The following is a 13,467-nucleotide window of genomic DNA, read 5'->3' on the forward strand; positions in this document are numbered from 1 at the left end:
GGTTATGTAAAAGACAGTCAAAAACGATATATTTACGAATTTTATTTACGGTCTACTACAATGGATTATCTGATTTTTTCCGAGACTGATGTATCAGAACAATTAAGTAAATTAACCAAAAAGAATCTGGACATTTACAAAATGTTTCATTTAAATAAGGTTCCTCATATAACCATTGGTCCTGATGGTCAATGGCTAAATATAGTTGAGTATTGAGTAGTTTCTTCTTCAACTAATGGGTGCTTTAGTTGAAGATCATGAGTCATATTTATGACTCTTTTTTATTGAAGTAAATGGCAGATTTGTTAAATAAGGATAGGAGTTTATTACTATTTAATTGAATAATATAAATAAATATTTGTAAATTAAGGGAGAAAATATATGGGGTTATATAGCATACTGAATGTTGAGGGTACTTGTTATAATTGTAATAAAAATTCAGTCTTAAAAATTCAATTTAAATATGGAAAATTACGGAACTACGTGTATCAATTAAATGATGAAATTATTTGGGATAAAAAAAATAAAGAAATGAGAATGTTAGAATTAGTAGTTCTCGATGGAATCGCAGAAGCGTGTAAATATTGTAATGAGGATGGATTACCTTATTTTTGTAAAAAAAGGAGTAATAAAATCAATTAAGAAGAACGAAGGCGAGTATGATTTCTTTAATTCAAATGAATATTTTTTAATATTAAAATGATAGATACACTAAAAATAATTAAACTTATGATGGCTGATAAAAAATCGCAATTTTTAGCCATGTTCTTATGTAACTAACGGTAGCAATAGTTGAAGATTGAAGCTGTCATTTGGCAGCTTTTCTTGTTCCACTAACGGGGCAGAATAGTTGAAGAGGATTTAATATAAAAAAGAGGTTAGAAAAAGCCCATAAATGGAAATATGGTCGAGCACCGACATGACAATAGGTTACCATTGAAGCGGGTGATCTTGTTTGAAGTATCTTTGCAATCTATCAACTTATAAATGCTGAAAAATCCGCTAGCTTCTATCATTTAAAAGTCTATACAATTTTATTATGAAAGTAATATACTGTACTGTTAAACCATAATAGAAGAAAGGAAGAAAAAAAATATTGGAAATTAGACCTATTACAAGATTAGAGGAGCCGAGCACGAGACGGATTGGTACATTTGGAGGTATTGAATACGTGCAATATGATGGAATCTTTTCGGGAAGCACCCCTACTGATACTGATACTGATACTGATACTGATACTGATACTGATACTGATACCACATTTCGTGTGCCATATCGGATTGCTGCCCCTGTAAATCCCGAAAAAGGAAACCAGACTGTCATAGTAGAGCCTTCTCATTTCAGTACTCGACTTGGTGCACGGGTGTTCTATTTGGGGGAGGAGTTTTTATTCTCTCGTGGATTTTCGCATGCAGGTGTCGGCTGGAGCACAACGTCCGTAAACACTCTAAAGGGCAGAATCCTTGACCCTAATGTGCCCGGAGTGTTCATAAATGGTGGTCTCGATGAAGGAAATGGTCAAAAAACTGACGACAAGATCATTTCTGAATTTGCCAAGGCTCTAAAAACAGATCGAATTGCAAGACGAATTCTAGGAGACATTGAACGAAGGTATATTACTGGTTTCTCGGATGCCTCTGCCCCTGTTCTCCGCTTAATTACCGATGGGCATGCTAAAGGTGTTTTTGATTTTGCACTTCCATTCATTGTACTTCCATTCATTGCATCTGGACATGATCCACAAGCAACAATAGCGTCTGGAGACTTTAATGGTAAGATAATTGTTGTCAATTCTGAATTAGAGGGGGCATCTTCAGAATTCGTGGATCGCGGTATCGCCCTGAGTCAATATCGCTTCTATGCTGTTGCAGGTTCACCTCACATCCCAGATCATTTAGTATTTGCGTCACCACTTACAAATAGAACAACACCCGCTAGTTTTTCACCTGAGCTGCGCGCACACTTTCTGCAGGGGGACAAGTGGGTGCGTAAAGGCAAACAACCACCTTTGAGTCACCATTTATTAGCAGCCGTTGACGGCACCCTTGTTAAAGACGAGAATGGTAATGCCATTTCTGTAAATGCAAGCGGGCATCGGGTTCCGCGTTTGCCATTTGTCGAGCTCGGCGAGGCGCACTATATTGTTAATGTTGGTATTGTTACTGCTGGTATTTTTAAGCTATTAGGCACCTATGAAAATGTGAAAACCATTCAGAATTTGGGCTTCAATACCCACAATGAATATTTGAACGCGTTTCGTGAAACGCTTACGGATTATTTAGACGCAAGATATATTCTTAAAGAAGAAGCGGACGAGATGTTTCGTCGTGCCACGCTCTTCCCACCTTTAACGTACACCGAAACATACCGTGACCACTACGAAAACTTCGTAGACATTATTCCTAGATCCTAGCAAGTGTGCGTTCCTTAAAGATTCTACCGCCAAGCCAGGCGGTTTTTTTGTAATAAAGGAAGTATCTCTGGGATGAAAAAAATGATTATTTGGATCAACTTTAATACTAAAACGAATTAAGAAAGGTTGTGAATTAATACATTTAAACTCACAGGGCGATATTCTAAGATGAGGTCGTCTATTTTCTTAATCCACAAGAAAGATTGTGAAACAATGTACTTAAATTAACGGGTGCAAGAGTTAAAGAACGAGGATTGCTGCAGCGATCCTTTTTTGTTATTGAGCTAACGGGGCAGTATAGTTGAAGAAAAGTACAAAAAAACAAAATAAGAGAACCAATAGTGTTAAACAACACAATCATAAAGTGAAACAGCCTTTTTTATCAAGTTTAAATATGTAAAAATTTAATCGAATTTTCTGATTTAAAGAACGTAAAAGCAATCACTCAAGTCATTCGGTGTAAACAACGGCGCCAATTGTCCAAACCATGTAGTAATTTTTCAGGTGGCTTTTGCAGCCACTTCCTAGTATATCAGCAATGTAAGCGCAAACCAACTGGTTAATGTTGGACAATAAGAGTGTATGAAAAACTAAGAAAACAGGAGAAAAACAGAGTTTAACCAATTGGCTAAATTCGTTATTTCCCAACCTTCAGCGATTACCAAAATGGTCGAATTTGACCAAAAATGAGATTTGACCTATAAAGCCTAATAATGGCCCCCACATCGAATTTTAATGCCGCGCCCTATTTTTACCCCCTAGAACAAACAGAAAAAGCCCATACAAGCCAAATATGAAAGTCGATTTTAGGTCACACAGCGAAACCGAAAATAGATTGCTTGTTTTATTGAATTTGTTTATCCGTACTTTATTGTCACTCCTTAAATTCAATATTTCATTTTCCTAAGGAATTTTTAATCAATGTAGTTCATATAATCGATAAGTGAAAACATAAAAAAGGTGGGAACAATTCTATGTTTAAACCAAACCCAGCAAATACTGCAATAGTTATAACTGACCCTCAAAATGACTTTTTGTCTCCAGGCGGAAGAGGATATCATTTGACAAAGGCTAACATTAAACAGAACAATACTTTAGCCAACTTGGAACTACTATTAAGCACTGCCCGTAGTAAAGGTTATCAGCTCTTTGTTTCCCCGCACTTTTTATATCCACATGACTATGATTGGCAGTTTACAGGGAACGAACAAGAGATGTTGATTAGTTTGCGTGTTTATCAGAAATTAAATCAATATAGTCCTCCAACTCCGGAAGCCGATTATGTTCCAATTTTAGCTCCGTATATCTGGGACAAAACATCCGTCATTGCAACACCGCACAAGGTGGCCAGTCCTCAGACAAATGATCTGGTCTATCAACTAAGGCAACGCAGAAAAGAACAAGTAATTTTGGCTGGGGTATTATCAAACGTATGTGTTGAATCGCATATGAGAGATTTAATTGAAAATGGCTTTAAGACAGCTGTTGTTTACGATGCAACTGCCACGATTAGTGAAAACGATTTTCATGCTGCTGTTACGAACTACCGAGCTTTTAGTAGTGCTACATGGACAACACGTGAAGCCATTTCAAATATGTAATGATACTCTTAAAAAGGCATACTAAAGAAGAGATTATCCGATACTAGCCAGTATATACCTCCATTATGTCCACGACCTATGGTTTGAGAATAAGGTTAGGAAACAGTGCAAAGGACAAGCATACATAGTAAGATATGCAGATGATTTTGCGGAACTCCTTGCCCAATCTAACTCGGCGAATGCCTAGAGTCTATAAAAATAAGGAGAGGAACGCTTTTTGCGTACCTCTCTTTTTATTAACATTTATTCCTCCCGAAGGAACCAATCCCATTTAAGAAAGCATTTCTTCTTTTTCTTTTCTGTATTTATTATTCCCCTTTTTCTCCTTTTCCTTTAATACATAGCTGAGTAAGTCTAGTACAATACGGGCTGCTACTTGTCCGGTCATGCCCGTTGGATCATATGGCGGGGCAACTTCTACTAAATCAAAACCGATAACTTCTCCTCTTTTGGAAATTCCTTCAAGCAATTCATTAACCTCATCATAGAGGAGGCCGCCTGGAGAAGGTGTACCTGTTCCAGGCGCAATTGACGGATCGATTCCGTCAATATCAATCGTTACATAATATTTTTCTCCCGCAGGAATTAGCTCCAGCACTTCCTTAAGTCCCTTCTTTCTCATCTGACGAGGTGATAGGACCACGCTGCCATACGCTCTTGCTGCTTCGACGTCTTCTATTTTGCTGCTGCTAATCCCGCGAATGCCAAACTGAAATATCTTCTGAACGTAATCCAGCTCAGATAAGCGACGCATGCAATTTCCGTGACCATACCGCATTCCCGAGCGATGATCCGCCCAGTCTAAATGGGCATCAATTTGAATCACATGAAACGGACCTATGTCTTCTAGTCCTTTTCCGACTGCTGCTGTGATGGAATGATCGCCGCCTAATACAACCGGCATAGCACCTTTGGAAATAATTTTTCGGATTGCTTCTTCTGTATTCTCATGGCACTGCATAATATCTCCGTGTACCATGTCAACATCACCGCAGTCGACTACTTTCCATTCAGGCCCAAGGTACATAATATCGTTTTCAATATCATAAGCACCATCCAGACCGAAACTATATAATGTAGAGCCTTCGCGGATTCCTCTAGGGCCCATTCTTGCTCCTGATTTCCATTGTGTACCCATGTCATTAGGCACCCCAATGACCGCCACATCTGCCTCAAGCTGGTTCAGATTCGCACACATTGGGTATTTCCCAAAAGTACAAATTCCTGTAAATGGCAAATTTAAAAACTGCTTTTCATCACGATTAGACATTCATGCTGCCTCCTTCTAAATTTTCATCCACACTTTTCCATATGCAAGTTTTTTTGCTGGCAGGCCATTTCTTAACCGAAGATTTTAAATTCTACTTTTATATTTTTTACTCAATTAATTTTCAATTAAAGTTGTGGTTTTCACCTCATAAGTCTTTTGAAATAAGTTCAGATAGTCTTCTTTTGTCAAATCCCTTGAATTCGCCTGAGTACACAAATGTTTAAAGGCTCCTTCGGCTAGGAAAGGGAAGTCTTCGGTATTTACATTGCCTAAATCCCGGAAGCTAGGAATGCCGATTTTTTTTGCCAGCTCTTTTAACAGCACAACACCTTCGTACGCCGTTTCTTCAACTGTTTTTCCTTCAGGATTTGCCCCAAGCTTGATTGCTACCAAGGCGTGCTTTTCTGGATTTGAAGGAATATTAAATTCAAATACATGTGGAAGAAAAATAGAATTCGCCACTCCATGTGGAGTATCATAGAGTCCTCCAAGTGGTTCGGCCATCGCATGTACAGCCCCAAGATCCGTGTTATCAAAGGCGATACCTGCAACTAAACTGCCCAAAAGCATATTTTTCCTAGCCTCTAAATCATGCCCATTTTCTACTGCTAATGGAAGGTATTTGGCTATTAATTCAATGGCATATAATCCCAAAGCATCTGAAAGTGGTTGAGCAACTTTGCAGGTATAAGCTTCAATTGCATGTGTAAGTGCATCCATTCCTGTAGCAGCTGTAATCGATTTCGGCAATGTTAACGTCAATTCAGGATCGACAAGTGCCAGTTTAGGAGCGATTTTCAAATCTAGTATCGCCTCCTTCTGTTTCGTCACGGTATCGGTAATGACAGAACCTCTTGTCACTTCACTACCGGTACCTGAAGTTGTTGGAATACAAATTAGTGGAGGAATTTCTCGTTCTAGTAAATTTACGCCGTAACGTTCTCTTAGCTCTCCTCCATGTGTCAAAAGTGTCCCAATTGCTTTGGCTGTATCCATTGAACTTCCACCGCCAAGACCAATTAAGAGATCGATGTTCTCGTTTTTAAACTGTTGATAAGCACTCTCGCAATCTACATCTTTTGGATTAGGTGATATTTCATCATAAACAATATAATTGACACCTTCTTGATCTAAAGACTGTGTGATTTTTTCCAAAATTCCTGTTTGTGCAAGTCCTTTATCTGTAATAATGAGGGCTTTATTTCCACCTAATTCTTTAGCCCTTTTCCCAATATTCTTTACTTTCCCATTCCCAAACTCTATAGAAGTAGGCAGATTAAATTGAAAATCCCATAACATAATTAATTTCCTCCTTTATTTATCGAATATTTCGAATTTAAAATTTATATTGTTAATTAATTGCTAAACCATTCAGTTGGCTTAACATCTAAATTAATATTGATTTGTTTTACCTCAGTAAACGTATCCAAGCCAAAGGTTCCTAACCCGCGGCCAATCCCGCTCTGCTTGTAACCTCCCCACGGTGCTTCATTATAGGCGAGGTTATAAGCATTAACATAAGTAATTCCGGCTCTTACTTTTTTAATCACCCTCAAAGCTTTGGCGCCATCTTGTGAAAAAACACCTGCTGCAAGCCCGTATGAAGTATCATTTGCCAGCTGGATTGCTTCCGCCTCATCTTTAAACTTTTGAACGACAAGAACTGGTCCAAAAATCTCTTCCTGAACAATTCTCATGTCAGGTTTGGTGTCAATAAATATTGTTGGTTCAAAGAAATAACCATTTTCAAGCCCGTTGCTTGTGATACGGTTGCCACCGCAAGCTAATGTAGCCCCTTCGTCTAAGCCAATTTGAATATATTCAAGGATATTCTTCATGTGGTCTTCACTTACAAGCGGACCCATTTCTGTTGACGAATCATCCCCAGGGCCAACTTGAATCTTTTTCGCTCTTTCTACCAATCTAGCAATGAATTTATCATGAATGCTCTCTTCTAACAGTAAACGGGATCCCGCATTACATACTTGACCGGCATTGGTAAAAATTCCATTCAAAGCATAATCGATGGCTGTCTCAAAATCCGCGTCAGCGAAAACAATATTTGGCGACTTGCCGCCTAGTTCGAGTGAAAGGTTTTTAATATTTCCTGTTGCTGAATTCATGATGCTTCTACCCGTTGCTGTACTACCTGTAAAAGAAATCAAATCCACCTTTTGGCTTTCCGCTAATTCATTTCCTACTGTTGAACCACCTCCTAAAACTAGATTTACAACACCAGCTGGTATCCCCACTTCTTCCATGATCTCAAATAATTTGTAAGTGGTGACAGGAGTGATTTCAGCTGGTTTAAATATAAGCGTATTTCCCGCAGCAAGCGCAGGGGCTATTTTCCAAGCTCCCGTCAACAATGGAAAATTCCATGGAGCGATAAGTCCGCATACACCGACAGGTTCCCGAATAACCATGGCTTGTACAGGATCGGCAACAGAATACGTTTGACCATTTGGCTTTGTCACTAACCCAGCATAGTATCGGAAACAATTCACGGTATCAGCAATATCAAACTCTGATTCTTTAAGGGGTTTTCCCGTATTCTCAGTTTCAAGTTTGCTAAGCTCGTCTGCCTTTTCTTCAATCTTATCCGCTATTTTAAATAAGTAGGTTGCACGTTCAGATGCCGGTAAGTCTGACCAAATTCCGGAGTCAAAAGCTGTTCGTGCAGTATTAATCGCCATTTGGGCTTCTTCTCTACTTCCTTTCGGAGCTTCAGCCATATTTTTACCGTTTGCAGGATTCACAACATAACTCCTTTCTCCACTTAATGAATCCATCCATTCACCATTAATAAACATTTTCAACTTCAGCATAATTACAAACCTCCAATATATTATTTTTTACCTTACCTGTTGAGGGATAACCTCTCGATCAATGTCTTGGACATTTTGTGGAATCAATTCTTTATCAAAATGAAACTCAGGAAGTGGTTGGCGGAACCCTTTCGTCATATAGACAAGATAAATCAAGCCGCATGCCATCCAGATGCCCCCGAGAATCAACGCATCCCTTTCTAAATGCGACCATAACCATGTCGTAAACGCTGCCCCAATGAGTGGTAATAATAGGTACCGAATGCAATCCATAAAAGAACGCTTATGATTTTTGATAAAAAAATGGGCGATAACAGACAGATTTACAGATGTAAAGGCAATTAACGCTCCAAAATTGATAAACTTAATAACTTGTTCTAGGGTTAATGGAATTGCGAGTAAAGAAACTACGCCAATCACAATGATGCCAAGTGACGGTGTTTTAAATTTAGGATGAATGTATCCAAATATATTTTTGGGTAATACGGAATCTCGTCCCATCGCATATAACACTCGCGATGCGCTTGTGATTGAAGCGATTCCTGAAGAGAAATTACCAATAATCACTGCTGTAATAAAAATGGACTTAAATAAATTGCCTCCGACAAGCACTGCAATTTCAAGGGCTGCAGAATCAGCATGTTTGAATGAAATGCCCGGATGCACCAATTGTGCTAAGTAAGAAGAGCCAATATACAAAACTCCGATAAACAATAGCATGATAATAATGGCTCTTGGGATCGTTTTTTCGGGATTGATTGTTTCCTCTGATAAAGTGGTGAGTGAGTCAAAACCAAGAAAACTAAAGCAAAGAATGGTAGCACCTGCCAAGATAACGGACAAGGAAACATCTGCATCAAACAATGGCTTAATTGAGAAAAGACTACCCGTCCCTACTCCTTCCGATAAACTTTTGAATGTTAATATCCAGAAAAGGCAAACAAAAATGACTTGAGCAATAACAAAAATTTTACTCGTTATTGCTGAGATCTCCACACCTAGTATGCTCGGAGATACGATGCTTGCAGTCAACACAATTACCCACACATAATGCGGGATTCCAGGAAATACAGCACTTAAAAAGACAGTGGACATCAAGCAGGTAACCATAGGCGTTAACATATAATCAAGCATAATCGTCCAACCGACAATGAACCCAACCTCAGAATTAATAGATTTTTGCGTAAAGGAATAGGCTGAACCTGAGATCGGGTAGGCTTTCGCCATCTTGCCATAGCTGAGAGCTGTAAAAAGTATTGCTAGAAAAGCAATAATGTATGCAGCCGTAATAACACCCCTTGAGGTAACGGCAGCAATTCCATAGGTATTAAAAAACACCATGGGGTTATTCCATGCAATCCCTAAAAAAACAACCTGTGACAAAGTAAGTGTTCTTGCAAGCGCTTTCTGTTTCATAACTCAACTCCCTCCGTGTTAATAAATTTAATTCCTAGATTATTTTGAACATTTCGTATTTTTATTGTAAACCTTATTGTTACACAAAGGTCAATAGGTGTATTATATTTTTTAGGGGGGTGATTTCACTGAAAATAAAGGAAAAATTAACCATTGGTGAAATGGCTAGGTTAAGAGGGGTAACAACGGAGACTTTACGCCACTATGATCGGATTGACCTATTCAAACCTCAATATGTCGATCCCGATTCGGGGTATCGCTACTATTCTATTTTTCAATATGAAGTTTTAGGGACGATTAAAGAGTTGAGGCAACTCGGGATGAGTACGGACGAAATAAAGGATTATTTTAATGAACGTAATTTTAATAAGTCCTTGGATATTCTGAAAACCAAGCATACGGAACTTGTGGCAAAACTGAACGAGTTACATGACTTGGAGGAAAATATTCGGGGGAAAATTGGATACTTGGAGCATGTAGCGAAAGAAAAAGAACTTCAATCGGTGTTTTTCCGCGAAATAGGAAGAAGGAAGTTAATTACCTTAAATGAAAAAATAAATAATAATTTGGAACTCAGTTATGGTGTTATAAGGTTAGAGAATATGCTCACCGAAAAGACACCAATTCTGGCTAGTAATAGACTAGGCATTATCATCCAGGAAGCGGATCTTAGAGCGAAACGATTTGAAGAACCATCCATTATTTTTGTAGTGGCAAAAAATAAAGAAAAAATACCAAAACAGTGTCAAATGACGGTTCCTGCTGGGTTATTTGCGTGTATTCGTTATAACGGGGAATTATTATGGAATCGAAGCGAAAGTTTGAGTAAGATATTGGAATATCTTGATGAAACCGGATATCACATAACCGGCGATGCGCTGCAAATTATGCACGTCGATATTACAATCACAGATAAACCAAATGAGATTACATTCGAAATTCAAGTTCCAGTTCAAATTTAGGGACGGGGGGACATTTCCGAAACGGAAAGAAGCGCAACAACCAACCACCCCAACAATATTCAGCTGCAACTAAATTCTTTCACTTTCCACGACACTATCCTTGAACTCATCTGTTTTTTGATATTGAGATATTTTATGACATGCACTGCCAAGCCCACAAGAAATCCCCTCCACATTGCGTGTAGGGGATTAATATTTTTAAAAAAATTATTTAACTTTAACCGTGGTAGCCTTACTAATATTTCTTGCCTTGTCTGTCGCTGTCACACTAATAATTGCTTTCTTCTTTTGAGCTTTAATTTTCACTTTAAAATTCCCTTTGGAGTCTGCTTTGGCTGTGCCGATGACTTTACTTCCGACTTTGATCGTTATAGTAGAGTAGGCTTCGGCAGTTCCAGTAACTTCTTTTGTTGTACTTTTAACTGTAGTTTTAATTTTCGGTGCCAATGGAGCGGTTTTGTCAATCACAATTACACTCTTAGCAATACTGATATTTCCAGCTGCATCTTTCGCAGTCACAATTAATTTTGTTCCTGCTTTCTGAACCGGAATCGTTACCTTATAGTTACCTTTTGCATCTGCTTTAGCCGTGTACTTTTTCGTTCTGATTGTAACAGTGACAGTGGCTCCAATTTCTGCTTTACCAGTTACCACTTTCGTTAGGTCTGAAACAGTGGAAACAGTTGGAATAACTGGTGCTGTTTTATCAAGAACTTTGATACTTTTTGCGACACTCACATTACCCGCTGCATCCTTGGCAGTTATGATTAACTTTGTACCTGCTTTTTGCACTGGAATGATAACTTTGTAGTTCCCTTTGGAATCAGCTTTAGCTGTATAAATCTTTGTTCCGATAATCATTGTAACAGTTGCTCCAGCTTCAGTTGTTCCTGTTACTTCAGTTGATTTGTCTGAAACGGTATTAACAGTAAGAACTGCTGGAGCGGTTTTGTCTATGACCTTAATGGCGGCTGCATGACTTATATTTCCAGCAGTGTCTGTTGCAATAATAACTAATTCAGTACCTGCCTTTTGTGCTGGAATTGTCGCTTTATATTGACCATCTTCTCCAGCTCTGCCTGTACCGATTACTGAACCATTTACCTTCACTTCTACTTTGGTCCCAGCTTCTGCTAGACCTGTTACAGTTGTATCTTTATCACTTACTTGCTTTACTACTGGTTTCGTAGGAGCTATTGCATCTTTCACGACTACGACAGTCTTATCACTTACATTTCCTGCAATGTCAGTTGCTGTGATGACCAATTCCGTTCCTGCTACTTGAACCGGAATGACCACTGTAAATTTTCCATCTGTACCGGCTTTCGCTGATCCAATGGTGGATCCATTTACTTTTACTTCTACTGTTGATCCTGCTTCCGCTTCGCCTGTTACAGAAGTATCTTTATCTGTTACATCGTATACAATGGCACGTTCAGGTGCGGATTTGTATTGCTTAAATAAAACAGTCCCTGGATAGTAAAAGGATAGTATGTCCTTGTATAAAATTCCTGCTTTGGCCCGATAATACGCACCATATTGGCTTAAGCCAACGCCATGCCCATTCCCTAATCCTGAAAACAAATAAGCATCCGTGGTTTCGTTGAGAGTAAACAAATTACTTTTCAGGTCTTTTGAACTGATGACCGCACGAATATTGTCTGCAAGCATGATACCGGTACTAGTGGTTTGAAGTTCAATCTCCCCATTTGGATTGAATTCGTCCTTTACAAAAAATTCGACCGATAGTTCCCCTAATGAAAATCGACCACTTTCGGTAGGAGCAGAAAAAGTAACCTTAGGTATTGAAACAATTTTGATTTGTTTATTGCTGAATCCTGGGAGATGATTCAGCATCCATTTTTTTATATTGCTAGTGAAATCAGCATCTATTTCATTTGTTGAATTCCACCAGCTATCTGGATTCTTTAGGTCCAATGAAGTGTAATCGATTTGCTGTTTATGTAATGTAGCATTCCAGGTGATGGTCGTATCATACTCATCGGTTTGAACCTTAAAATACGGAAAGGTGCTGCTGGACCAGCTATTAAACTTGTTTGCCGTTTTTCCACCGTTTGATGCTGAGAAGACAGCATCAATGGCATTGCCATTGTAGGTTAATAGTTCACCAGCAGTCGCGTCAACGGCATCCGAGGATTTAGGATATTCGCTTGTAACACCTCCATATACCTGATAGGAGGTGGTATCATTGATTGTTTTATTCAAACGATAATAGGCATAGGTTCGTGCCGCAACAGCTTGAGCCTTCAGAGCTTCCATTGGCCCACTCCCAAACGATTCAGATGGAACCACACTTTTAACATAATTTTCGAGATTAATTGTGTTAATAGGTCTAACATATTGATTATTTTCTACAGTAAAACGAAAACTGCCTGCGTATTCACGGTCGTTAATGATCGCATGGTCAATGTGATCGACCGGCGTAATCGATATTTCCGCCTCGGAGGCTAATCTCGTATTTCCATCATATAAGCTAAGAGTGCCATTCTCTACCTTTACCGTATAGCTTTTATTAGGAATTAATGGATTTGAAGAATTTCCGTTTAAATAGTAGCTTCCCACTATTTTTAATGAAATACTTGACTGATTACCTAAATATTTGACTAACTTTACCTGAATCTGTGGCTCTGCAGCAATCGTTGCCGCCTCTTTATAACTAGGAACAATCCCAAGAAATACAATGGTTGTAATCAAAAGGATGAATAATTTTCTCATATAAAAACCCTTTCTAATAGTGTCTTAGATTAATAATATATCTTTTGCTAGAATATATCCTCTATTTTCCTAAAAAATTACTATTTAACACCCCTTTACATAACCGGCACTTATAGACACGGTTTTTTTGTAAGCCGAGCAACAATATTTCAATACTATGGAAAGGAATAATTAACTAATTTATGGTATTATAATATATTGAAACTAGGAAGATACTACTATGCCTAATAGATTAGTACAG

The 13,467-nt window shown here is 38.4% G+C and carries 10 protein-coding genes; 5 read left to right on the forward strand and 5 right to left on the reverse strand.

The genetic code is table 11. From position 1 onward, the window contains the following. From AB7942_RS14820 to AB7942_RS14835, 4 genes are all read left to right on the forward strand, one after another. Positions 1–216 (forward strand): hypothetical protein (locus AB7942_RS14820; protein ID WP_369447444.1); only part of this gene is annotated, 216 nt, incomplete at its 5' end. Positions 217–381: 165 nt separating this feature from the next. Then, positions 382–642, forward strand: coding sequence for a hypothetical protein (locus AB7942_RS14825; protein WP_369447445.1), 261 nt, complete (start codon positions 382–384; stop codon positions 640–642). A gap of 454 nt (positions 643–1,096) precedes the next feature. Beyond that, on the forward strand, positions 1,097–2,413 hold the full coding sequence (locus AB7942_RS14830; RefSeq protein ID WP_483310875.1) for an alpha/beta hydrolase domain-containing protein: 1,317 nt from the start codon (positions 1,097–1,099) through the stop codon (positions 2,411–2,413). Between the two features lie 974 nt (positions 2,414–3,387). Continuing rightward, entirely contained in the window at positions 3,388–4,014 is a 627-nt protein-coding gene (locus AB7942_RS14835) for a cysteine hydrolase family protein (protein ID WP_369447447.1), read from the forward strand. Between the two features lie 271 nt (positions 4,015–4,285). On the opposite strand, the gene speB is transcribed toward AB7942_RS14835, so the two are convergent. From speB to AB7942_RS14855, 4 genes are all read right to left on the reverse strand, one after another. Continuing rightward, complete coding sequence (gene speB, locus AB7942_RS14840) at positions 4,286–5,284, reverse strand: agmatinase (RefSeq protein WP_369447448.1); 999 nt, start codon at positions 5,282–5,284, stop codon at positions 4,286–4,288. Between the two features lie 114 nt (positions 5,285–5,398). After that, the gene (locus AB7942_RS14845) at positions 5,399–6,583 is read right to left on the reverse strand and encodes an iron-containing alcohol dehydrogenase (protein ID WP_369447449.1); all 1,185 of its coding nucleotides are present in this window, start codon (positions 6,581–6,583) and stop codon (positions 5,399–5,401) included. A gap of 56 nt (positions 6,584–6,639) precedes the next feature. Then, positions 6,640–8,112 carry an aldehyde dehydrogenase family protein gene (locus AB7942_RS14850; protein WP_369447450.1) on the reverse strand — a complete coding sequence of 491 codons (1,473 nt, stop codon included), beginning with the start codon at positions 8,110–8,112 and terminating at the stop codon, positions 6,640–6,642. Positions 8,113–8,139: 27 nt separating this feature from the next. Next, positions 8,140–9,528 carry an APC family permease gene (locus AB7942_RS14855; protein ID WP_369447451.1) on the reverse strand — a complete coding sequence of 463 codons (1,389 nt, stop codon included), beginning with the start codon at positions 9,526–9,528 and terminating at the stop codon, positions 8,140–8,142. A 119-nt stretch (positions 9,529–9,647) separates the two neighbouring features. On the opposite strand from AB7942_RS14855, the gene AB7942_RS14860 reads away from it, so the two are divergent. Beyond that, positions 9,648–10,490, forward strand: a complete 843-nt coding sequence (locus AB7942_RS14860; RefSeq protein ID WP_369447452.1) for a MerR family transcriptional regulator — start codon at positions 9,648–9,650, stop codon at positions 10,488–10,490. Positions 10,491–10,697: 207 nt separating this feature from the next. Here the strand turns inward: AB7942_RS14860 and AB7942_RS14865 are convergent, their stop codons facing one another. After that, a complete protein-coding gene (locus tag AB7942_RS14865; protein WP_369447453.1) occupies positions 10,698–13,226 on the reverse strand; it encodes an Ig-like domain-containing protein in 2,529 nt (842 codons plus the stop codon). Positions 13,227–13,467 lie beyond the last annotated feature (241 nt).

This window comes from Neobacillus sp. BF23-41, from assembly GCF_041106275.1.

Bases quoted from the DNA above. Each gene is read 5' to 3' on its own strand.
- speB (WP_369447448.1), bottom strand. From the start codon at position 5,284: ATGTCTAATCGTGATGAAAAGCAGTTTTTAAATTTGCCATTTACAGGA.
- AB7942_RS14850 (WP_369447450.1), bottom strand. From the start codon at position 8,112: ATGCTGAAGTTGAAAATGTTTATTAATGGTGAATGGATGGATTCATTA.
- AB7942_RS14845 (WP_369447449.1), bottom strand. From the start codon at position 6,583: ATGTTATGGGATTTTCAATTTAATCTGCCTACTTCTATAGAGTTTGGG.
- AB7942_RS14825 (WP_369447445.1), top strand. From the start codon at position 382: ATGGGGTTATATAGCATACTGAATGTTGAGGGTACTTGTTATAATTGT.
- AB7942_RS14835 (WP_369447447.1), top strand. From the start codon at position 3,388: ATGTTTAAACCAAACCCAGCAAATACTGCAATAGTTATAACTGACCCT.
- AB7942_RS14865 (WP_369447453.1), bottom strand. From the start codon at position 13,226: ATGAGAAAATTATTCATCCTTTTGATTACAACCATTGTATTTCTTGGG.
- AB7942_RS14855 (WP_369447451.1), bottom strand. From the start codon at position 9,528: ATGAAACAGAAAGCGCTTGCAAGAACACTTACTTTGTCACAGGTTGTT.